Origin of the sequence: Antarcticirhabdus aurantiaca, assembly GCF_009765365.1 — a bacterium.
Lineage (GTDB): Bacteria > Pseudomonadota > Alphaproteobacteria > Rhizobiales > Rhizobiaceae > Antarcticirhabdus > Antarcticirhabdus aurantiaca.
Window position 1 is genome coordinate 99,684 of the sequence record NZ_VTOM01000020.1, and the last position, 19,488, is coordinate 119,171.

Annotated in this window: 23 protein-coding genes and 1 pseudogene; 9 read left to right on the forward strand and 15 right to left on the reverse strand. The window is 70.1% G+C overall.

The window, feature by feature from the left end:
* The first annotated feature begins 47 nt into the window (after nt 1-47).
* Nucleotides 48-1,241, forward strand: a complete 1,194-nt coding sequence (locus FZN60_RS21405) for a phosphoglycerate kinase (RefSeq protein ID WP_158875576.1) — start codon at nt 48-50, stop codon at nt 1,239-1,241.
* 115 nt (nt 1,242-1,356) lie between these two features.
* Nucleotides 1,357-2,115 carry an SGNH/GDSL hydrolase family protein gene (locus FZN60_RS21410; protein ID WP_158875547.1) on the forward strand — a complete coding sequence of 253 codons (759 nt, stop codon included), beginning with the start codon at nt 1,357-1,359 and terminating at the stop codon, nt 2,113-2,115.
* A gap of 37 nt (nt 2,116-2,152) precedes the next feature.
* Here FZN60_RS21410 and FZN60_RS21415 read toward each other — a convergent pair whose 3' ends face one another.
* The 4 genes from FZN60_RS21415 to FZN60_RS21430 all read right to left on the reverse strand — a co-directional run bounded on the left by FZN60_RS21415 (nt 2,153) and on the right by FZN60_RS21430 (nt 5,247).
* Nucleotides 2,153-2,584 carry a DUF983 domain-containing protein gene (locus FZN60_RS21415; protein ID WP_158875548.1) on the reverse strand — a complete coding sequence of 144 codons (432 nt, stop codon included), beginning with the start codon at nt 2,582-2,584 and terminating at the stop codon, nt 2,153-2,155.
* A 2-nt stretch (nt 2,585-2,586) separates the two neighbouring features.
* Nucleotides 2,587-3,231, reverse strand: coding sequence for a cyclase dehydrase (locus tag FZN60_RS21420; protein ID WP_199266617.1), 645 nt, complete (start codon nt 3,229-3,231; stop codon nt 2,587-2,589).
* A 22-nt stretch (nt 3,232-3,253) separates the two neighbouring features.
* Complete coding sequence (locus FZN60_RS21425) at nt 3,254-4,429, reverse strand: zinc-dependent alcohol dehydrogenase (protein ID WP_158875549.1); 1,176 nt, start codon at nt 4,427-4,429, stop codon at nt 3,254-3,256.
* A 116-nt stretch (nt 4,430-4,545) separates the two neighbouring features.
* On the reverse strand, nt 4,546-5,247 hold the full coding sequence (locus FZN60_RS21430) for a HisA/HisF-related TIM barrel protein (RefSeq protein WP_158875550.1): 702 nt from the start codon (nt 5,245-5,247) through the stop codon (nt 4,546-4,548).
* Between the two features lie 61 nt (nt 5,248-5,308).
* Here FZN60_RS21430 and FZN60_RS21435 point away from each other — a divergent pair, with 61 nt between their 5' ends.
* Nucleotides 5,309-6,334, forward strand: coding sequence for a hydantoinase/oxoprolinase family protein (locus FZN60_RS21435; RefSeq protein WP_199266618.1), 1,026 nt, complete (start codon nt 5,309-5,311; stop codon nt 6,332-6,334).
* 24 nt (nt 6,335-6,358) lie between these two features.
* Here FZN60_RS21435 and FZN60_RS21440 read toward each other — a convergent pair whose 3' ends face one another.
* The 3 genes from FZN60_RS21440 to FZN60_RS21450 all read right to left on the reverse strand — a co-directional run bounded on the left by FZN60_RS21440 (nt 6,359) and on the right by FZN60_RS21450 (nt 8,862).
* Nucleotides 6,359-6,523 carry a hypothetical protein gene (locus FZN60_RS21440; RefSeq protein ID WP_158875552.1) on the reverse strand — a complete coding sequence of 55 codons (165 nt, stop codon included), beginning with the start codon at nt 6,521-6,523 and terminating at the stop codon, nt 6,359-6,361.
* Between the two features lie 173 nt (nt 6,524-6,696).
* Entirely contained in the window at nt 6,697-7,581 is an 885-nt protein-coding gene (locus tag FZN60_RS21445) for a LysR family transcriptional regulator (protein WP_158875553.1), read from the reverse strand.
* Between the two features lie 39 nt (nt 7,582-7,620).
* The gene (locus tag FZN60_RS21450) at nt 7,621-8,862 is read right to left on the reverse strand and encodes an aminopeptidase P family protein (RefSeq protein ID WP_369413063.1); all 1,242 of its coding nucleotides are present in this window, start codon (nt 8,860-8,862) and stop codon (nt 7,621-7,623) included.
* Nucleotides 8,863-8,958: 96 nt separating this feature from the next.
* Between FZN60_RS21450 and FZN60_RS21455 the strand changes: the two genes are divergently transcribed.
* Together FZN60_RS21455 and FZN60_RS21460 are read left to right on the forward strand one after the other, a co-directional pair.
* Complete coding sequence (locus FZN60_RS21455; protein ID WP_158875554.1) at nt 8,959-9,270, forward strand: hypothetical protein; 312 nt, start codon at nt 8,959-8,961, stop codon at nt 9,268-9,270.
* A 2-nt stretch (nt 9,271-9,272) separates the two neighbouring features.
* Complete coding sequence (locus FZN60_RS21460; protein WP_158875555.1) at nt 9,273-9,905, forward strand: ATPase; 633 nt, start codon at nt 9,273-9,275, stop codon at nt 9,903-9,905.
* Here FZN60_RS21460 and FZN60_RS21465 read toward each other — a convergent pair.
* Genes FZN60_RS21465 through FZN60_RS21485 form a run of 5 tightly spaced genes read right to left on the reverse strand, consistent with a single transcriptional unit; the run spans nt 9,868 to nt 15,915 of the window.
* Entirely contained in the window at nt 9,868-11,157 is a 1,290-nt protein-coding gene (locus FZN60_RS21465; RefSeq protein WP_158875556.1) for a c-type cytochrome, read from the reverse strand. The two genes, FZN60_RS21460 and FZN60_RS21465, sit on opposite strands and share 38 nt — an antisense overlap.
* Nucleotides 11,157-11,873, reverse strand: coding sequence for a cytochrome c oxidase assembly protein (locus FZN60_RS21470; protein WP_158875557.1), 717 nt, complete (start codon nt 11,871-11,873; stop codon nt 11,157-11,159). The genes FZN60_RS21465 and FZN60_RS21470 overlap by 1 nt, the downstream gene beginning before the upstream one ends.
* Nucleotides 11,870-12,253: a hypothetical protein gene (locus FZN60_RS21475; protein ID WP_158875558.1), complete on the reverse strand. Its 384-nt coding sequence runs from the start codon at nt 12,251-12,253 to the stop codon at nt 11,870-11,872. The genes FZN60_RS21470 and FZN60_RS21475 overlap by 4 nt, the downstream gene beginning before the upstream one ends.
* Nucleotides 12,254-12,262: 9 nt before the next feature.
* Nucleotides 12,263-14,872, reverse strand: coding sequence for a cbb3-type cytochrome c oxidase subunit I (locus tag FZN60_RS21480; RefSeq protein ID WP_158875559.1), 2,610 nt, complete (start codon nt 14,870-14,872; stop codon nt 12,263-12,265).
* Nucleotides 14,869-15,915: a cytochrome c oxidase subunit II gene (locus FZN60_RS21485; protein WP_158875560.1), complete on the reverse strand. Its 1,047-nt coding sequence runs from the start codon at nt 15,913-15,915 to the stop codon at nt 14,869-14,871. The genes FZN60_RS21480 and FZN60_RS21485 overlap by 4 nt, the downstream gene beginning before the upstream one ends.
* Before the next feature lie 176 nt (nt 15,916-16,091).
* On the opposite strand from FZN60_RS21485, the gene FZN60_RS21490 reads away from it, so the two are divergent.
* Complete coding sequence (locus FZN60_RS21490; protein ID WP_158875561.1) at nt 16,092-16,514, forward strand: metallopeptidase family protein; 423 nt, start codon at nt 16,092-16,094, stop codon at nt 16,512-16,514.
* 15 nt (nt 16,515-16,529) lie between these two features.
* On the opposite strand, the gene FZN60_RS21495 is transcribed toward FZN60_RS21490, so the two are convergent.
* Nucleotides 16,530-17,201: a TIGR02117 family protein gene (locus FZN60_RS21495; RefSeq protein ID WP_158875562.1), complete on the reverse strand. Its 672-nt coding sequence runs from the start codon at nt 17,199-17,201 to the stop codon at nt 16,530-16,532.
* Nucleotides 17,202-17,221: 20 nt separating this feature from the next.
* Entirely contained in the window at nt 17,222-17,428 is a 207-nt protein-coding gene (locus tag FZN60_RS21500; RefSeq protein ID WP_158875563.1) for a DUF1737 domain-containing protein, read from the reverse strand.
* 136 nt (nt 17,429-17,564) lie between these two features.
* Here FZN60_RS21500 and leuD point away from each other — a divergent pair, with 136 nt between their 5' ends.
* The 3 genes from leuD to FZN60_RS21515 are packed head-to-tail and all read left to right on the forward strand — an operon-like array spanning nt 17,565 to nt 19,004.
* Nucleotides 17,565-18,170, forward strand: coding sequence for a 3-isopropylmalate dehydratase small subunit (gene leuD / locus FZN60_RS21505; RefSeq protein ID WP_158875564.1), 606 nt, complete (start codon nt 17,565-17,567; stop codon nt 18,168-18,170).
* Complete coding sequence (locus FZN60_RS21510) at nt 18,167-18,565, forward strand: RidA family protein (protein WP_158875565.1); 399 nt, start codon at nt 18,167-18,169, stop codon at nt 18,563-18,565. The genes leuD and FZN60_RS21510 overlap by 4 nt, the downstream gene beginning before the upstream one ends.
* A gap of 43 nt (nt 18,566-18,608) precedes the next feature.
* Nucleotides 18,609-19,004 carry a VOC family protein gene (locus FZN60_RS21515; RefSeq protein WP_158875566.1) on the forward strand — a complete coding sequence of 132 codons (396 nt, stop codon included), beginning with the start codon at nt 18,609-18,611 and terminating at the stop codon, nt 19,002-19,004.
* 59 nt (nt 19,005-19,063) lie between these two features.
* Here the strand turns inward: FZN60_RS21515 and FZN60_RS21520 are convergent.
* Nucleotides 19,064-19,488, reverse strand: a pseudogene (locus tag FZN60_RS21520) (methyl-accepting chemotaxis protein); the annotation flags it as partial.

A 19,488-nucleotide genomic window follows, 5' to 3' on the forward strand; every position in this document is an offset into this window, starting at 1 on the left:
CGATCGAATCGCCACTTCCATCGCAGCCCCCGAAGAAAGGACCAGCCATGACCCAGTTCAAGACGCTCGACGACGCCGACGTGACGGGCAAGCGCGTGCTGACCCGCGTCGACCTCAACGTGCCCATGAAGGACGGCAAGGTCACCGACGCGACCCGCATCGAACGCATCCTGCCCACCATCCGCGAGCTTTCCGACAAGGGCGCCAAGGTCATCCTCCTCGCCCATTTCGGCCGCCCCAAGGGCAAGCCCGATCCCGCCCAGTCGCTGGAGCCGATCGCGGCGGCCCTTTCGGAGAAGCTCGGCAAGCCCGTGGGCTTTGCCGCCGACTGCGTCGGACCGGTCGCCGACGGCGTCGTCTCGGCCCTTCAGGATGGCGACGTCGTGCTCCTTGAGAACACCCGCTTCCACGCCGGTGAGGAGAAGAACGAGGAGGACTTCGTGTCCAAGCTCGCCTCCCTCGGCGACATCTTCGTCAACGACGCCTTCTCCGCCGCCCACCGCGCCCACGCCTCGACGGAAGGCCTCGCGCACCACCTGCCCTCCTATGCCGGCCGCACCATGCAGGCCGAGCTGGAAGCCCTGGAAGCCGGCCTCGGCAACCCGAAGCGCCCCGTGGTCGCCATCGTCGGCGGCGCGAAGGTCTCCACCAAGATCGACCTTCTCCAGAACCTCGTCTCCAAAGTCGACGCCCTGGTGATCGGCGGCGGCATGGCCAACACCTTCCTCGCCGCCCAAGGCATCGACGTCGGCAAGTCGCTCTGCGAGCACGACCTCGCCGACACGGCCCGCGCCATCCTGAAGGCGGCCGAGGCCGCGAACTGCGCCATCGTCCTGCCGCTCGACGGCGTCGTCGCCCGCGAGTTCAAGGCGAACGCCGAGAACGAGACCGTGGCGGTCGAGAACGTTCCGTCCGACGCCATGATCCTCGATGTCGGCCCGGCCAGCATCGAGGCGGTGAAGGAGTGGATCGGAAAGGCCGAGACGCTGGTCTGGAACGGCCCGCTCGGCGCCTTCGAGATCACCCCCTTCGACGCCGCGACGGTCGTCGCCGCCCGCTTCGCCGCCGAGCGCACGACCGCCGGCCACCTCGTCTCCGTCGCCGGCGGCGGCGACACGGTGGCCGCCCTCAACCATGCCGGCGTCGCCGACGAGTTCACCTACGTCTCGACGGCGGGGGGCGCCTTCCTCGAATGGATGGAGGGCAAGCCGCTTCCGGGCGTCGAGGTGCTGAAAGCCTGATCATCCGCTAAGCGTGATCACGGCGCACGCTGAGGCTTCTGGCACGCGCGTGCGCCGCATCATATCTTCCACGCGGGTGCGAAGCACCGAAAAGACGCGGATGCGCGAGGGGCGAATGGCGACGGACTGGCTGATGTCATGGGCGATGTCGCCCGTCTACGTCTGGCAGGGCGTCGCCATCCGCCGCAAGATCGAGCGCATGCTGCCGCCCCTCGGTCCGCGCTCCGGCCTGATGGGCACGAGCGACGACAAGGACGTGGCGATCCGCCTTCTCGTCATCGGCGATTCGTCCGCGGCCGGGGTCGGCGTCGAGCAGATCGAGGACAGCCTCGCGCCGCGCCTCGCCGAGCGCATCTACGCGCTCACCGGCCTGCCCGTCTTCTGGCGCGCCGCCGGCTCCAACTCGGCGGTCTGCGCCGACGTGCGCGACCACGTCGTTCCGAACCTCACCCGCGAGGCCTTCACGCACATCGTCCTGTCCATCGGCACGAACGACGCCAAGAACTTCCATGGCGGCCGCCGCTTCAAGAAGAGCTTCGGCACGCTCCTCTACGCCCTGAAGGCCAAGTGGCCGGAAGCCCGCATCGTCTGGTCGCCGCCGGTCGACTTCATGCGCGTGCCGGCGCTCCCCCGGGGCCTCGCCCGCGTGCTCGAGCTGCGCGCCGGCGTCATCCGGCGGATCGGCAACCGCCTCTGCCACGAGCGCGGAGCCGTGCCCTCCACCATGCTGCCCCGCGTCGAGCCGGCCGGCTTCTCCCGCGACGGCTTCCACGCTTCGGCCGAAGGCTACGCCTACGTCGCCGGCCACCTCGCGCCCTACGTTCTGGGCGACCGGCCGGGAACGATCGAGGGTCGCGCGCTCGGCGCGAGCTGAGCCCGACCGCCCGCCGATCGGGAGAGGCAAGGCCGGCTCAGGCGTCCCGGCGGTGCTCGGAGCCCGGATTTGCCTCGTCCCCCACCCGCACCAGCCGGCCTTCCTGGGCCTTGTGGTAGAACTGACTGGCGACGAGCCAGCCCTTCAACGGCCTGAGCGGCAGGATGCAGCTCGCGAGCAGCACCGGCAGGGAGACGATCAGATGCACCCAGAAGGGCGGCTCGAAGGCGACCTCCAGCCACACCGCCAGGATCATCGCCGGAATGCAGGCGAAGCACAGGACGAAGAAGGCCGGCCCGTCCGCCGGGTCGGCGAAGGAGTAGTCGAGGCCGCAGACCTCGCAGCTCCGGCGAAGGGTCAGGAACCCCGCGAAGAGGTGTCCCTTGCCGCAGCGCGGGCAGCGGCCCCGGATGCCGACGCGCCACGGCTCCTGTCGCGCATAGACCCGTTCGCCCGGCGGCGGCGCCATGCTCAGGCTGCTCCGGCCGCCACGGCCGACGGTTTCGACGTGGCCGTCGTGCCCGGCGCGGCGACTGCGTCGTTGGCCGGCTTGCCGTCGCGCCAGGGGCGCATGGCTTCCGGCGCGCGGAAGTCGCGCGGGACCTCGAAATCGCGCGCCGCCCCGCGCGAGGCCTGAACGCCGCGCGGCAGGCCGCTGCGCCGGCTGTAGGCGGCGAGCATGCGCCGACGCCAGTCCGACACTGCCGCGGCGCCCCGACGCTCGTCGCGGCCGAGCGCTTCCGTGGCGAGGAAGTCGAGAACGGCGACGCCTGCCACCATGGCGAGCGCGAGCCCGACCGAGCCCCGCCGCGGATTGTCGTCGTGATAGGCGGTGGCGAGCGTCGCGACGTCGAGTCCGTCGCCCGCCAGCCGGCCGACCAGCCAGGGCCGCGGCTGGTCGGAGCCGAGGATGCCGATGCCGGTCACGATCTCGCGCACGCCATAGGCCTGGACCAGCGGCTCGGCGCCGCGCATGCCGAGCGCCCGCGTCAGGGCGTGCGGCGCGAGGATCTCGGCGAGACCGAGCCCGATCGAGAACCAGCCGAGCCCTTGCGCGAGCTGCCGTCCGCGATGCGGGGGGAGTTCGTGTCCGGTGCGTGCGAGGCCATGGGTCATGGCACCCTCCTTGTGTCTGGCGTCAGGGCTTGAGGACGACCTTGATGCAGCCGTCCTTCTTGTCGCGGAAGGTCTTGTAGAGCTCCGGCCCTTCGGCGAGCGAAGCCGTGTGCGTGATCACGAAGGACGGGTCGATCTGCCCCTCCTCGATCCGGCGCAGGAGATCGTCGCTCCAGCGATTGACGTGGGTCTGGCCGGTGCGGATCGTCAGGCCCTTGTTCATCACCATGCCGAAGGGGAACTTGTCGATCAGCCCGCCATAGACGCCGGGCACCGACAGCGTGCCGGCCGGGCGGCAGACATAGGCCATCTCGCGCAGGACGTGCGGCCGGTCGCTTTCCAGCATGACCGCCTGCTTGGCGCGGTCGTACATGGCGTCGAGCGTCGCCGTGGCGTGGGCTTCCATGCCGACGGAGTCGATGCACTTTTCCGGGCCCTTGCCGCCGGTGAGGTCGCCGAGGCGCTCCAGGACGCTTTCCGTCTCGAAGTTGATCGGGATCGCGCCGCCCGCTTCCGCCATGGCGAGCCGCTCGGGCACGCGGTCGATACAGATGACCTGCTTGACGCCGAGAAGGATCGCCGAACGGATCGCCATCTGGCCGACCGGCCCCGCGCCCCAGATCGCCACCGTGTCGTCCGGCTGCGGGTCGCACTGGACCACAGCCTGCCAGCCGGTCGGGAAGATATCCGACAGGAACAGCAGCTGCTCGTCGGTCAGCGTGCCCTTGGGGACCTTGATGTGCGTCGTGTCGGCGAACGGGACGCGAATGTACTCCGCCTGGCCGCCGGCATAGCCGCCGGTCAGGTGCGTGTAGCCGAAGAGGCCCGCCGTCGCGTGACCGAAGACCTTGGCCGAGACGTCCTTGTTGCGGTTCGAGCGCTCGCAGACCGAGAAGTTGCCGCGCCGGCACTGGTCGCACTGGCCGCAGAAGATCGTGAACGGGATCACGACGCGATCGCCGACCTTCAAGGCGTGCTTGGCGCCGCTGCCGACCTCGACGACCTCGCCCATGCATTCGTGGCCCATGACGTCGCCCTTCTCCATGCCCGGCATGAAACCGTCATAGAGGTGGAGGTCGGAGCCGCAGATGGCGCAGGACGAGACCTTGATGATGGCATCGCGCGGATCCTCGATCTGCGGGTCGGGCACCTCTTCGCAGCGGATGTCCTTGGGCTTGTTCCAGACCAGTGCCTTCATCGAACGTCCTCTCCGTCACGTCGTTGCCGGGTGTGCAAGGGCAACAGGGCGGCCGATCCGGTCGTTCCGGGCGGAAAGCTTGGCTGTCCAAAGGTCAAGCGGCTGATACTCAGCCATCACCCCCCGTGACGAAGCGCCTGCGCCGCGATCCGTCCCTCGTGCAGCGCGCTCGACACCAGGATGCCCGCAGCCCCCGCACGGGCCAGCGCATCGAGATCACCGGCGTTCCGCAGCCCCCCGGCGGCGAAGACGGACCGCCCGTCCGCCAGCGCCCGGACGGCGCGCAGCCGATCGAGGTCCGGCCCCTCGCCGGAGCCGACGCGCGCCAGCGTCATCACGATCACGCGCGCGGGCCACAGGGCGGGGTCGGCGAACAGCGCGGGGTCGCCGAGCGGCTGGTCGCCCCAGAAGTCGAGCGAAAGGACGACGTTTCGGCCCGCGAGCCGCCGCATCTCGCCGGCGCTTCGCAGCGTTTCGCTGCCGATCACCGGCACGATCCCCCCCAGGGCCACCCAGCGCTCGACCTCCGCGGCGCTGCGGATGCCGGCGTCGAGCCAGAAGCGCTTCTTCGGAAAGGCCGCCGCGAGGTCGTCCAGGACGCCGAGGTTTGGCGCGCCGCCCTCGATGGCATTGAGGTCGGCGAGATAGGCCTCGGGAAAGCCGTCCGGGCCCGCCAACGCGTCGAGGCCTGCCATGACGTCGACGGGCGCGGAGCCGGCGCAGAGCGGCGTTTCGATCGGCCGGTAGGCGCCGCGGTTTCCACGCACCCCACGCACGACGACGCCGTTTTTGATATCCAGAACGGGAACGATCCGCATGAAGGCTTCTCCGCGCGCCGGACGACGCCCTGCGGATAGCAGGGAACGGGGCCGGGAAACCATGGTTCGAACGGTGGGATGGGACGTCGGCGGCGCGCATCTGAAGGCGGCGCTCGCCGAGAACGGCCGGGTCCTGAAGGTCTTCCAGGAAGCGACGCCGCTCTGGCGCGGCCTCGACTCGCTGGAAGCGGCGCTGGCCGCGATCCTGCCGCAGGTCGCGGGCGCCGAGCATCACGGCGTCACCATGACGGGCGAACTCGCCGACGTCTTCGACACCCGCCCCGAGGGCGTCGCCAGCCTCGCCGCGCTGATGGCCGAGCGCCTCGGTCCCGGAACGCGCCTCTACGCGGGCGCGCGAGGCTTCGTTCCGCCGGTGGAGGCCGCGGAGGCGGCCATCTCCATCGCCTCCGCCAACTGGCACGCCACGGCGCGCTTCATCGCCACGACGATGGACGAGGCGCTCCTCGTCGACATGGGCTCCACCACCACGGACGTCGTCCCGGTGGCGGAGGGCGCGGTTCTTGCCCGGGGCACCAGCGACGCCGAGCGGATGGAAGCGGGCGAACTGGTCTATGTCGGCTACACCCGCACGGCGCTGATGGCGCTCGGCGCCGAGATGCCCTTCGCCGGGCGGCGGGTGCCGGTGATGAACGAGCTCTTCGCCACCATGGCGGACGCCCTGCGCGCGGCCGGCGCGCTCGACGAGGACGACGACCTTCAGGACGCGGCAGACGGAAAGGCGAAGACGCTCGAAGCCTCCCGGGCACGCCTCGCCCGGATGATCGGCCGCGACGCCGCCGAGGCATCGCCGGAGGCCTGGGCAGACCTCGGTCGCGCCTTCGTGGAAGCCGCGATCCGGCGCGTCCACGACGCGGCGCTGGTCGTCCTGTCGCGCGCCGAGGTCAGCGAGGACGCCTCGATCGTGGTGGCGGGGACGGGCCGGCCGCTTCTGCGGCGCGTCGCCTCGCGGCTCGACCGCGGGATCGTCGACTTCGCCGACCTCGTGGAATGCCGCGACGAGCTGCGCGACGCCGTCAGGCGAGCCGCGCCGGCCGCGGCCGTGGCGCTGCTCGCCTCGAAGGAATGACGCGGGTCTGAGAGACCGGCGCGCTCAGCGGGCGCGGTCGAAGGCGCCCGGCAGGATGCCGCGCAGCTCGGAGGAGCCGCGGCGAGCGGCGCGGACGATGTCGCCGCGTCCGGCCCAGGCCGAGCCGCGCGTGCGGGCCGGAGCGGAAACGCAAAGGCCGGAAGCGAAAGCGGTCGAGGCGGAGGACATGGGATGCGATCTCGGTCTTAAGAAGCGGTCGGTCGGGATGGCCGTCTTCTACCGATGCTGCGCTGCAGCAGGTAGGGTGCCGGTCGTGATCCAGCCCTGTCGCGAGCGCATAGCTTTGTGTCGTCCGCCTTAAGCTTTCGGCAAGGCTCCAGCCCTATCCTCTTCGGCCACTCTCACATCCTGTCGAAGCGTTCGGCGAAGGCCTCGGCGAAGCGCGCGGCCAGCCGCGCCTCGGGCCCGCGTCCGAGCTCCGCGCGCGCGTGGATGCCGACCTCCAGCGGAGCCAAAGCCGGCAGTCCGTCGGCGGCTGCGAGCCGCCCGAGCCCGGCAGGAATCGCCCGTACCGACAGGGCCGTGACGCCGAAGCCGGCCCGCAGCATGGCCTCCAGGCTCGACAGGCTGGGGGTGACGCAGACGATCTCGTGCGCCAGACCCGCCCGCGTCAATGCGGCCAGCATCTCGCGGCGATAGTTGCATCCCTCGGGATAGGCGAGGAGGCGCACCGGCTCCTCGGTGCCGTTCGGCGCCCGGCCCACCCAGGCCAGCGGATCGCGCCAGCGCCGCACCGGCTCGCCGGCCGGCGCTTCGGCGGGGCTAGGCGTCTGCGCGACGACGAGGTCGAGCTCGCCGTCGCGAAAGCGCTTCAGGAGGTTGACGCTGAGGTCGCAGACGATCTCCAGCCGGACGCCTTCCCCTTCGCCCGCCTGCCGCGCGTCCTCGGCGAGCGCGGCGAGATGCGCGTCGGCGTAATCGTTCGGCAGGCCGACGCGCAGCCGCGGCGCGCGAGCCTCCCGCGACAGGCGCTCCACCAGTTCGTCGTTCAGCGCCAGGATGCGCCGCGCATAGATCGCGGTCTCCCGCCCTGCCTCGGTCGGGCGCGGCGGGCCGGCGCCCGGCTCGCGCTCGAACAGCGCGCCGCCCGCCAGTTCCTCCAGCCGCTTGATCTGAAGGCTGACGGCAGATTGCGAGCGCCCGAGCCGCTCACCCGCGCGGGTGAAGCCGCCGCAGTCGATCACCGCGACGAGCGCGCGTAAGAGGTCGGTCGGAAGGTTGCGCATACGCCGCCAGCCTCGCACGGCCGGCGGCGAAAGCAAGGCTCAGGCGGGAAGGATGTTGTGCTCGGGCCCGAACAGGAAACGCGTGATGTTCTCCGCCTGATCCTCGGTCACCACCAGGATGTCGTGCTCGCGGTACCCGCCCGCCCCCGGCATGCCGTCGGGGATGCTCAGCATCGGCTCCATCGAGACCGCCATGCCGGGCTTGAGCACCGTGTCGACGTCCTCGCGCAGTTCCACGCCCGCCTCGCGCCCGTAGTAGTGCGACAGAACACCGAAGGAGTGGCCGTAGCCGAAGGACCGGTAACCGAGCATCCCGGCTTCCGCATAGATCTCGTTGAGCTCCGCCGCGATGTCGCGGCAGCGCGCGCCCGGCCGGATCAGCTCCAGCCCGCGCCGATGCACGGCGACGTTCAGCTGCCAGACCTTCAGATGGGCGGCGCTCGGCTCGCCGAGGAACAGCGTCCGCTCCAGCGCCGTGTAGTAGCCGAAGATCATCGGGAAGCAGTTGAGGCTGAGGATGTCGCCGACCTCCAGCCGGCGCGACGTCACCGGATTGTGCGCCCCGTCCGTGTTGATGCCCGACTGGAACCAGGTCCAGGTATCCATCAGCTCGGCATGGGGGAAGCTCTTCGCGATCTCGCGCACCATCGCGCCCGTCGAGGCGAGCGCCACCTCGTGCTCGCCCACACCGACCGCGACCGCCGCGCGGCAGGCCTCGCCGCCGAGATCGGCGATTCGCGCGCCCTCCCGGATCAGCGCGATCTCCTCCGCGCTCTTGATCGTGCGCATCCACATCGTGTCGGCGGAAATGTCGACGAACTCCGCGTCCGGAAAGGCGTCCCGCAGCACGTCGAGCCCTTGCAGGCTCAGCTCGTCCATCTCGACGCCGACGCGCCGCGGGTGCCCGAGCCGGGTCTGCAGGGCGTGGCCGAAATTGTCCCGCCGCCAGTCGGTATAGGTGAGATTGTCGCCGAAGGACCGGCGCCAGGGCTGGCCGGCGTCGATCCCCGCGGTCACCGTGGCGGCGTCGTTCTCGGTCAGCAGGAAGGCGTAGCGCCGCCCGAAGCGGCAGTAGAGGAAGCCGGAGAAGTAGCAGATGTTGTGATAGGAGGTGAGAACCGCCGCATCGATCGCCTTCTGCGCCAAAAGCGCGCGCAGCCGATCCTGGCGCCCCTTCATCTCTGCATCGGAGAAGCCGCGCTCAGCCTTTTCCCCGAAGCGCATGTCCTGCACCCGCGCCAGCTCGTTCGCCGCGCCCTGCCCCTGAAACCGCACCGTCATCGCCAGCCCCGCTCGCCTGCCCCAAGGGCTCAGCGATAGGGCCGCGACCCCGTGCGCGGGAAATTGAAAGGCGCAATCGGGCGATGAGCAGGGCTCATGGACGTTCAGCGGCTTCACGTCGGGCGACAGCATCGCTATCTTCGGGCGACGGAGCGCCTCGGCATCGAGCAGGCGCGCAGCCGATCGAGGTCCCCGATGCTGATGGAGCTGTGGAACAGGCGGCGCGAGGACGTCGCGAAAACGGGCGAGATCGCGCTCGCCCGCGCCAAGGAAGCCGGGGTGACCGCGTATTACATGGACAGGTCGATCCGCAACGCGATTATCGCGCATCATCCGGATGGAACGCGCGAGATCATCGAATTGCCTGAAGCCTCGATCTCTTCGGTGACTGACAAGCCGAACCGTTGAACTTGCCGTCCCGCAAGTCCTGCACGCTGCTTGCTGGACCGAATGGTTCGGGGAAGTCCTCTATCTTCGAGACGCTGAAGCCGAACGGCGTTTTCGTGAACGCCGATGTGGTGGCCCGCCGCCTGCGGCCGGACGATCCTTCGAGTGCTTCGCTCGAAGCTGGTCGCGAAGTTCTTCGCAAGCTCGAAGCATTGCGACGCGACGGATCGAGCTTCGTCTACGAGACAACCTTGAGCAGCCGTCAATCGATCGCCCTTATGGAAGCGTGCCGCCGCGATGGCTACGAGGTCGACCTTGTTTTCGTGATCCTTCTCGACGCCGACCTGAATATCCGCCGCGTAGCCGAGCGGGTCAGGCGCGGCGGCCACGACATTCCCGAACCCGTCATCCGCCGACGCTACGACGCCTCGTTGCGGCGGCTTGCCGAAGCCATTCCACTCGCCGATAACTGCCTCTTCTTCGACAACAGCGAGACCTCGCCGCGCCTCCTGCTCTCCATCGAGCGCGGCACCGTCATCCAGTCCGACCTCGACTCGACAGAGACGCTCCAAGCGCGCCTCGTCGGCATCGTCGACGCCGCTCTCGGAACGTCCGTCCCTACTCCCCCAGCGGGCGGCTCGCGTACCAGGCGCTGACGGCCTTCATCTGCTCCTCGGTCAGGTTGATGGCGAACTCGTGCATGAGGTGGGCGTAGCGGGTGCCGCCGCGCTTTTCCTCCTGCCAGAGGTGGAGGTGCTCCTCCAGGTACCAGGCGGGCTGGCCGGACAGGGAGGGATAGACGCTGTTGCCGGCGCGCCCGGCGGGGCCGTGGCAGGACTGGCACGAGGCGATCTTGCGCGAGGGGATGCCGCGCTCGGCGATGCCCTGGCCGAGCGCCAGGAGCGCCGGGTCGTCGGCCTCGTCGCTGCCGCCGTCCTCGGCCGCGGCGGGCGCGAAGGGCGGGGCGTCGCTCGCGGACGGGGAGGTCTGCGGCCAGATCTGCTGCGGGATCCCCGTCGGGGGCGGCTCGGCCGCGGCGACCACCGTTTCGCCGGCCGGTGCGTCGACCGGTTGGGTCGCGTACCAGCGCGCCAGCTCGCGCAGCATAGGCTCGTCGTAGCGCTTGGCGGCGGGCTGCATGATGCCGCTCTCGCGTGCGGCGATCGAATAGGCCTGCAGCGTCTCGAAGAGGTAGGCCTCGCTCTGCCCGGCGATCACCGGGAAGGCGCCGGCCGCCGGCCCCTCGCCGACGCCGCGCCCGTCATAGCCGTGGCAGCGCGCGCAGTCGGCGACGGCTTCGGCCACGGCGGCCCGGCCCGGCGCGCCGGTGCCTTGCGTGCCGCCCTGCTCGCCCGGCCCGATGTCGGTCGGCGGCGTCAGCCCGTCGCCGAGCGCGAGGCGCCCGTATTCCTCGGGGGTCATGTCGGGATAGGCGCGCAGGAAGGCGACCAGCGCCCAGACCTCGTCGTCGCGCTTCTGCGTCGCCCAGGCCGGCATGCCGGAATACTTCACGCCGTGCTTGCCGATCCAGAACAGCTCGCGGTCCTTCCACTCGCCGACCTGGGCCTCCAGGCGCGGCGGATGGGGCGTCATCGCCAGAACCACCGGCGACTGCGCCTCGCCCGGCGCGCCGTGGCAGGGCGCACAGCCCGTCGCGAAATGGCCGGCGACGCGCTGGACGAGCTTCGGGTCGGCCGGGTCGAAGCCGTCCGGCGGCGAATAGCCGAGCGACTGCCGGTCGACGGTCTGCCCCATCACCCAGTGGAGGAACCAGCCGAAGGGCGCCCAATGCCCGGACGAGGCCGAGATCGGCACGATGCCGGACGCGCCGACCGCGAAGGGCACGACGACGGCGGCCAGCGCCAGGACCGCGATCCGCTTCCTCGTGAGCTCGAAGGACACGCGCATCAGTTCGTCCGCTCCCCTGCCTCGTGCGCGCCGCGGCGCTCCTTCAGGATGCTGCCGAGCAGCACCACGCCGCCAAGGAGGTAGGCGCTGCCGCCGATCGTCAGCATCAGCACCCCGCCGAGCTGCTGGTCCTCCAGCGGCGTCAGGCCGGCGGCCGGCGAGCACAGCTCGGCGCAGGCGTAGAGCGGGCGCGGCGCGAACAGGAGAAGCCCGCCCAGCAGCGTCATGTGCATGGAGGTGAGGAGCAGCCCGCCGGTCCCGGCGAGCCGCGCGCCCGCGCGCGCCGCTTCGCCCGGCTCGTCGGACGCCGCGGGCCCCACCGCCGCGACCCAGACGAGAAGGCCGGCGAGAAGGAAGGAGGCCTGCTCGGCCAGGAAGATTGGCGCCTGCTGCCGCGCCGCGTCATGCAGGGCCGGCGCGTGCCAGCCCCAGACGATGAGGAACTCGAGCGCCGCGGCGAACAAGGCCGCCGTCGGCGGCAGCGCGGCGACGCTGCGGGGCACGAGCCGCGACAGGCCGACCGCGAGAAGCGGCGCGGCCACGGCGACGACGCCCATGTGCATCACCATGTGGGCTGCGAAGGAGCCGCGCGCGCGCTCGGGCAGCGGCCCGAGCCAGAGACAGGCGAGAATCGCCAGGGCTGCCAGCGCCGGCCAGCCCCGCGCGAGAAGGCTGTCCGCCGGCCGGGCGGCGAGAACCGAGCCCGGCGCGCTCATCGGCAGTCGACCACGAACAGCGCCGGCATGGCGACGAAGACGACGCCGACGAAGGACAGGCCGGCCAGGAGCAGCGTCGAGAACTCCAGGAAGCGCTCGCGATGCGCCGGCGAGGCCTCGTTGAAGGGGGGTGCCACGTATTCCGACTGCCATTCCCGCCAAGCGCGCACGCCGCACCAGGCGATGATCGCGAGGGCGACGACCGTCAGGACGGCGACGAGGAGCCGAGGTCCGGGAATGGCCTCGAAGATCGCGTCGTTGGGCGCGCAGGCATAGGCCGCCGTGATGTAGGACAGGAGGAAGTGCCAGGCCCAGACCGTCGGCGGGGTGATCAGGGTCCAGAGGTTGTCGCGGGTCTTGCCGGAGGGAAGAAGGTGCATGGCCGTGCCTCACGCGACGAGGGGGAAGAGCGAGATCGTCCCGATCGTCACCAACGCCGTGCCGCCCATGAAGTGCCAGTAGAGCGCGACGTTGCAGATATCGATATCGTATTCCGGCGTCAGCTTTCCGGCGAGGGAGCGCGCCAGGCAGTAGAACAGCATGATGGTTCCGACCGCCGCGTGCACCGCCGTCCAGATCGCCAGCGTCCAGACGATGGCGGGATAGACGTGGACCACGGGGTCGAGCCCCGTGGCATAGGGCGCCCAGAGGAGCGCCGCCGCGGCGAGGAGCGACAGGACGCCGCCCCCGCCCATGGCGAGACGCGCCAGCGGCACGCGGCCGGCGCGGTTCAGCCGGTTGGCGGCGACCGCGAGGCCCCAGGCGCTCGCGAAGAGCGCCAGCGAGAGCATCGGCCAGAGCTGCCCCGGCGCGTTCTCCATGCCCGGCGGCGGGAAGTCCTGATGGATGGTGAAGAAGAAGTAGTAGCCGAAGACGAGGCTGAGGAACGCCGTCGCGTCGCCGGTCATGGTGATGAACATCGCCCACCAGGAGACCGACTGCGGGCCGGACATGTACAGCGGCAGCGACAGGCCCCGCCCAACGTCCTTTTCCTTCTTCTCCGGCACGAAGGAGGTGCCGCGCCAGAGCCAGACGATGATCGCGACGAGCGCCAGCCCCATGGCGACGATCGTCGCCATCCAGAGATGGAACACGGCGAGGATGAAGACGGCGCCGAGGAACACCGCCGCCCAGAAGGGCATCCAGCTCGGCCCCGGCACGCGCAGGCACTGGATCGGCTTGGCGTCGAGGACGCTCGTCACCAGCGTCTCGCGGAGGTTCTCCTCCGCGTCCGGCAGGTAGAAGCGACCCTTGTCCACGTCCTCCATGAAGCGCGGCTGCTCCCAGAGCGGATAGCGCGTCGTCACGATCGGAATGGAGCGCACGCCCCAGTTCTTGTCCTCGGTCTCGGCCAGCCATTCCAGCGTGCCGGCGTTCCAGGTGTTGCGCTCCGCGACGGGCACGTGGCCTTTCGGGCGCAGCACGTCGAAGACGACGACGAGGAAGCCGGCCGCGAAGACGAAGCCGCCGCCGGAGGAGATGAGGTTCGGCCATTCCAGCCCGAGCCCCGCCGGATAGGTCCAGACGCGGCGCGGCATGCCCATCAGGCCCGACCAGTGCATGGGCGCGAAGGCGAGGTTGAAGCCGACGAACATCAGCCAGAAGGCGATCCGCCCAAGCTTGTCGGAGAGCCGCTTCTGCCCCACCACCGGCCAGAAGTAGTAGACGCCCGCCACCAGCGGAAACACCATGCCGCCGACGAGGACGTAGTGGAGGTGGGCGACCACGAAGTAGCTGTCGTGCGCCTGCCAGTCGAAGGGCGCGATCGCCACCATCACGCCGGTGATGCCGCCGAAGACGAAGACGCCGAGCGAGCCGAGCACGAAGAGCATCGGCACCTGATAGGTGACGCGGCCCGTCAGGAGCGTGGCGAGAAAGACGAAGATCTGCACGCCCGTCGGGATCGCCACCGCCTCGGAGGCGGCGGAGAAGAAGCCGAGCGACATGGCCGGCAGGCCCGTCGTGTACATGTGGTGGGCCCAGAGGCCGAAGGACAGGAAGCCCGTCCCCACCGCCGCGAGCACGATCCAGGAATAGCCGAGGATCGGCCGGCGCGCGAAGGTCGGCACGATCATCGCGATGAGCGCGATGGCCGGCAGGAAAACGATGTAGACCTCCGGATGCCCGAAGATCCAGAACAGGTGCTGCCACAGAACCGGGTCGCCGCCGCGCTCGGGATCGAAGAAGGGCCAGCCGAACAGGCGCTCCAGCTCGAACAGGATGTCGCCGGCGATCAGCGGCGGGAAGGCGAAGAGGATCATCGTCGCGACGACGAGGACGTACCAGGCGTAGAGCGGCATCAGGTTGATGCGCATGCCGGGCGGGCGGCACTTCAGCGTGCCGACGATGAGTTCCACCGCGGCCGCGATCGAGGCCACCTCGATGAACGAGAGGCCGAGCAGCCAGACGTCCGGCCCGTAGCCGGGCGTGAAGCGTTCCTGAGTGGTCAGCGGCGGATACATGAACCAGCCGCCGGTCGGCGCGGAATCGAAGAAGATCGAGCCGGCGACGAAGACGCCGCCGATGATGAAGCACCAGAAGCCGAAGGCGGACAGGCGCGGGAACGGCAGGTCGCGCGCGCCCAGCATCTGCGGCAGGAGGATGATCGCCACTGCCTCGAAGATCGGCACGGCGAAGAGGAACATCATCACCGTGCCGTGGAGCGTGTAGACCTGGTTGTAGAAGGTCGCGCTCAGGAAGTCGTTGTCGGGCACGGCGAGCTGCGCCCGGATCATCAGCCCGAGCACGCCCGCGAAGAGCATGAAGCCGAAGGACGCCGCCGTGTACCAGACGCCGATCGTGGTGTTGTTGACGTCCGACCAGTAGCGCCAGCCCTTCGGCGTCGCCCAGACGCGCTCCAGCCGCTCCTCCTGGACCTTGCGGTATTCCGGGTCCTCCTGGCGCGGATCGGAGGGGGCGATCGGCCAGTCGGCGTTCGCGGCCTTCTGGTAGTCCACCGGCCAGGCGCCGGCCGCGCCGTTCATCGTCGCGTCGCTCATTGCAGCGCCCCCAGCCAGTCGGCGATCGCGGTCAGCTCGTCGTCGTCGAGCATGGGATAGGCGGGCATCTCGACGCCCTGCTTGACGTGGCCCGTCGCGCGCACGAACTGCGCGATGTTCTCGGGCGTGTTGTCGAGGATGCCGGCGGCGATGGTGCGCCGCGAGCCGACATGGGTCAGGTCCGGCCCGACGCGCCCCTGCGCCTCGGTGCCCCGCACGGAATGGCAGGCGCCGCAGCCGTTTGCGAGGAACAGCTCTTCGCCGCGCGTTCCCGTCAGGACGGCCGGGCTCGCCTGCCGCGCGACCTCGGCCGCGTATTCCTCGGGGGTCACGACGACGACGCGGAAGGCCATCTGCGCGTGGGCGTCGCCGCAGAACTCGGCGCAGACGCCGTTGAAGACGCCCGTCTTCGTCGGCTCCAGGACGATGCGGTTCACGCGGCCGGGAATGGCATCGACCTTGCCGGCGATGGCCGGGACCCAGAAGGAATGGATGACGTCGGGGCTGCCGAGCAGGATCTCGGTGCGCACGCCCAGCGGCAGCACGATCTCGTTGGCGCTCTCGATGCCGCCCGGCGGCAGGCCGCGCGCGACGCCCGTCTGCCCCGGCTCGACGTCGTAGGCGACGCGCCACCAGAAGCGCTCGCCCGACACCGCGATGGCCTGCCCCTCGGCCGGCCCGCGAAAGGGCGGCATGAGCGCGAGGCCGAAGCCGAGAAGGATCGCCAGCGTCACGGTCGGGAAGACGACGCCGCCCCAAAGGATCATCCGCTTGCCGACGATCTCGTCGTGGGCGGCCGGCCGCGGGCGCGAAGCGTAGACGCCGACGCCGAGGACGACGATCCAGATCGCCACGCCGCCCCACAGCATCCACCAGAACAGGCCCTCGACGCTGGAGGCTTCGGTGCCCGCCCCTGCAAAGGTCGATTGCGGCCCCCGAACGCAGCCCGCGAAGGCGAGAAACGCCAGAATAGGGACACCGCGCGCGAACGCACCCTCGCACCGATGGGCTCTTCGCCCCTCGCCCGCCCCCACGCTCCGCATCGAGCCCCTTCCGCCGCCGTTCGTCCGATCCCCTGATCATCGACATAGAGGCGGCAAAGAACCGGACCAGACGGGCGCGGCATGGCCGATGCGCGACACGTTTGCAGGCGGGCCCGGCGTTGCTATTGAGCAACCATAAGGCGGCGCGCCGCCGCGAACCGGAACGGGACCTTTCCATGGCACAGCTCGACCAGAGCCGCGACTGGGCAAGCCGCATGGCGCCGAGCCTCGACGAGATCGAAGCCCTGGCGATCGAGGCCTATGCCGGGCTGCCGCCCGAGTTCCGCGCGCTGTCGGGCGAGATCCGCTTCTTCGTCTCGGACTTTCCGGAAGACGAGGTCGTCTCGGACATGGGCCTGGAAAGCCCCTTCGACATCCTCGGGCTCTTCGAGGGACGTCCCGTCGGGGCGTCCGGCACGCCCTCGACCGGCGAGATGCCGAACCGCATCCTTCTCTACCGCCGCCCCATGCTCGATTACTGGGCCGAGCACGAGGAAACCCTCGGCGACCTCGTCACGCACGTCCTGATCCACGAGATCGGCCACCATTTCGGCCTGTCCGACGAGGACATGGAAGCGCTGGAGGCGAGCGCCGGGTAGGCGCCACGCGCGGCTCTACCGATGAACGTCCAGCGACAGCGCCAGCAGGCCGGGCAGCGGCGTCCATAGGCCGGTCTCGAGGCCGGCCGCGCGCAGCGCCTCGGCCGTCCAGAGATTGCAGCCCCACAGCGCGTTGAAACGCCCCCTCGCCTCGAAGAACCGGCTGAACGGACCGTAGGCCTCCGGCTGCTCGTCGAGGAGGATCGCGGCGCCCGCATCGTTCTGGGTCAGGCTCGACAGGGCGAAATCGGCCAGGCGCTGCAGTCCCGCCTCGTCGAGGTCGATCGCGCGCACGCCCGCGGTCTCCGGATCGATCGCGCCGGCCAGCGCGATCCGCAGAACGGCCGCGTCGAGGCCGAAGGAGCGCAACACCGGCATCGGCCGCAGTTCGTCCCAGGTCGGCGTTTCCACGTAGAAGCTGCGCCCGCCCCGCCCGACGAGGACGTAGGCGACGGCGGGATCGCGGAGCGGCAATCCCGCCTCTTCGAGAAAACCGAAGCGGTCGAGGATCCAAGGCTCGGCCGGCAGCGCGAGGTCCGTGTGGATCGCGCTCGACAGGAGGAGCACGCGATGCGTCCGCTCTCCGGTCGCGACCGCCTCGGGCTGGCGGGGCACGAGAACGCCGAGGATCAGGGCGGCGAGGAGAAGCCCCGCCAGTGCACCGAACCAGGCACCGAGGCGCCGCAACCTGCGACCTCGGCCGTTTCTCACTGCTCCCCGAGCTTCATCTCGGGCGAATAATCCACGCCCTCCACCACCTTCGTCACCGCCTGGCCGCAGCGCATGGTGCCGCTCGCCGCGTCGAAGGCGTAGGTCGGCGAGCCGTGCAGCTCCCAGCCCTTGGAGAGCGCCAGGGAAACCTTGTGGCAGAAGCTCGAATCGTCCGGTCCGGACAGGAAGCGGTAGAGTTTCACGGACTTCGGCCCCTCCGTTGCGCGCCGCTTCACTTGACCGAGCGCCGTCAACGCCGCAAGCCGGATTTTGCGCGGCGCCCGCCGGAATGCTATCGGCGGATCACGCAGACATCGACCGTCGACAAGGAGGCTCCCCATGCAGAAGTTCGACCGCCTGACCGGCATCGCGGCGCCGCTTCCGATCGTGAACGTCGACACCGACATGATCATCCCGAAGGACTACCTGAAGACGATCAAGCGCACGGGCCTCGGCAAGGGCCTCTTCGCGGAGCTGCGCTACGAGGCGGACGGGTCGGACAAGCCGGACTTCGTCCTCAACAAGCCGAACTACAAGGGCGCCGAGATCCTGGTCGCCGGCGACAATTTCGGCTGCGGATCGTCCCGCGAGCACGCACCCTGGGCGCTTCTCGACTTCGGCATCCGCTGCGTGATCTCCACGAGCTTCGCCGACATCTTCTACAACAACTGCTTCAAGAACGGCATCCTGCCGGTTCGCGTCACGCCCGAGCAGCTCGACCTCCTGATGGACGATGCGAGCCGCGGCTCCAACGCGCGCCTGACGATCGACCTGGAGAGCCAGACCATCTCCGGCCCCGACGGCGGCACGATCCACTTCGACATCGATCCGTTCCGCAAGCACTGCCTCCTCAACGGCCTCGACGACATCGGGCTGACGCTGGAAAAGGCGCCGGCGATCGAGGCCTACGAGCAGAAGCTCGCGGCCGAGCGGCCCTGGGCATGAGCGGCGCGCCCGCGGCCCCGCGCCGGCTGATCTCCTCGGGCTCGCCCTTCGAGCGCGAGGCCGGCTATTCGCGGGCCGTCGTTCAGGGCGACTGGTGCTTCGTCGCCGGCACCACCGGCTACGACTACGCCGCCATGACCATGCCGGAGCACGTCGACGCGCAGGCCGAGAACGCCCTCGGCACCATCGCCAAGGCGCTCGGCGAGGCCGGCTTCTCGCCCGCCGACATCGTGCGCGTCACCTATATCATCACCGATCCCGCCTTCGCGCCGGCCGTCTTCGCCGTCACCGGCCGCTGGTTCGGCGAGATCCGCCCGGCCGCGACCATGCTCGTCGCGGGCCTCATCCGGCCGGAAATGAAGGTCGATATCGAAGCCACCGCCTTTCGCGGCTGACCGCTCTCCCCCGCACGTCCCGCAATTCCCAGAAGACGACGCCATGGCCAAGCTCATCCACACCATGATCCGGGTCCGCGACGAGGCCCGCTCGCTCGACTTCTACGCCAAGGCCTTCGGGCTCGGCGTCGCCGGGCGCTACGAGTTCGACCGCTTCACGCTGATCTACCTGTCGAACGACGAGGCCGGCCACGAGCTGGAGCTCACGGTGAACAAGGACCGCACGACGGCCTACGATCTCGGGGACGGCTACGGCCACGTCGCCTTCTCGGTGGACGACCTCGACGCCGCCCACGCCGCGTTGGACGCGGCGGGCCTGTCGCCGAAGGACATCAGGTCCCTCACCCATCCCGACCTCGGCACGGCCCGCTTCTTCTTCGTCGAGGATCCGGACGGCTACAAGATCGAAGTCCTCCAGCGCGGCGGCCGATACCTGTAACGACGAAAGCCCGGACGCTCGCGCGTCCGGGCTTTCGATCGGTCTCGCGTCGTCGGCTGTCAGCCGCTCATGCGCTCGAAGCCGGCATCGTCGTTGCCGCTGTCGCTGTCGAGGTCGAGCGCGACGCCGCGGGAGGATGCTGCCGGGCGGCGCGCCGGCTGGAAGCCGCTCGCCCGCGCCTGAAGCGCGCGAACGTCCTGGCGAGCCGGAGCGGCAGAGGAAGCCGGGGCCGGCGCAGCGGCACGCGGCATCGGCTGCCGGATCGCGGCAGCCATCGGCGCCTGCGCGTCGATCCGGAAGAAGCCGGCGCGCTCGTTGAGGGCCTCGGCCTCGGCTGAGAGCTCGCCCGCCGTCGCGGTCATCTCGTTGGCCGCTCCCGCATTCTGCTGCGTCACCTGGTCGAGCTGCTGGATGGCCTGGTTGATCTGCTCGATGCCGATCGACTGCTCGCGGCAGGCCGCCGAGATCTCGCCCACCAGCTCGG

Coding starts and splice junctions, on each gene's coding strand:
- FZN60_RS21490 (WP_158875561.1), top strand. CDS start 16,092: ATGGCACAGCTCGACCAGAGCCGCGACTGGGCAAGCCGCATGGCGCCG.
- FZN60_RS21475 (WP_158875558.1), bottom strand. CDS start 12,253: ATGCACCTTCTTCCCTCCGGCAAGACCCGCGACAACCTCTGGACCCTG.
- FZN60_RS21510 (WP_158875565.1), top strand. CDS start 18,167: ATGAGCGGCGCGCCCGCGGCCCCGCGCCGGCTGATCTCCTCGGGCTCG.
- FZN60_RS21410 (WP_158875547.1), top strand. CDS start 1,357: ATGGCGACGGACTGGCTGATGTCATGGGCGATGTCGCCCGTCTACGTC.
- FZN60_RS21455 (WP_158875554.1), top strand. CDS start 8,959: ATGGACGTTCAGCGGCTTCACGTCGGGCGACAGCATCGCTATCTTCGG.
- FZN60_RS21425 (WP_158875549.1), bottom strand. CDS start 4,429: ATGAAGGCACTGGTCTGGAACAAGCCCAAGGACATCCGCTGCGAAGAG.
- FZN60_RS21470 (WP_158875557.1), bottom strand. CDS start 11,873: ATGAGCGCGCCGGGCTCGGTTCTCGCCGCCCGGCCGGCGGACAGCCTT.
- FZN60_RS21485 (WP_158875560.1), bottom strand. CDS start 15,915: ATGCGGAGCGTGGGGGCGGGCGAGGGGCGAAGAGCCCATCGGTGCGAG.
- FZN60_RS21450 (WP_369413063.1), bottom strand. CDS start 8,862: ATGACGGTGCGGTTTCAGGGGCAGGGCGCGGCGAACGAGCTGGCGCGG.
- FZN60_RS21430 (WP_158875550.1), bottom strand. CDS start 5,247: ATGCGGATCGTTCCCGTTCTGGATATCAAAAACGGCGTCGTCGTGCGT.
- FZN60_RS21420 (WP_199266617.1), bottom strand. CDS start 3,231: ATGACCCATGGCCTCGCACGCACCGGACACGAACTCCCCCCGCATCGC.
- leuD (WP_158875564.1), top strand. CDS start 17,565: ATGCAGAAGTTCGACCGCCTGACCGGCATCGCGGCGCCGCTTCCGATC.
- FZN60_RS21480 (WP_158875559.1), bottom strand. CDS start 14,872: ATGAGCGACGCGACGATGAACGGCGCGGCCGGCGCCTGGCCGGTGGAC.
- FZN60_RS21405 (WP_158875576.1), top strand. CDS start 48: ATGACCCAGTTCAAGACGCTCGACGACGCCGACGTGACGGGCAAGCGC.
- FZN60_RS21435 (WP_199266618.1), top strand. CDS start 5,309: ATGGTTCGAACGGTGGGATGGGACGTCGGCGGCGCGCATCTGAAGGCG.
- FZN60_RS21515 (WP_158875566.1), top strand. CDS start 18,609: ATGGCCAAGCTCATCCACACCATGATCCGGGTCCGCGACGAGGCCCGC.
- FZN60_RS21415 (WP_158875548.1), bottom strand. CDS start 2,584: ATGGCGCCGCCGCCGGGCGAACGGGTCTATGCGCGACAGGAGCCGTGG.
- FZN60_RS21465 (WP_158875556.1), bottom strand. CDS start 11,157: ATGCGCGTGTCCTTCGAGCTCACGAGGAAGCGGATCGCGGTCCTGGCG.
- FZN60_RS21440 (WP_158875552.1), bottom strand. CDS start 6,523: ATGTCCTCCGCCTCGACCGCTTTCGCTTCCGGCCTTTGCGTTTCCGCT.
- FZN60_RS21445 (WP_158875553.1), bottom strand. CDS start 7,581: ATGCGCAACCTTCCGACCGACCTCTTACGCGCGCTCGTCGCGGTGATC.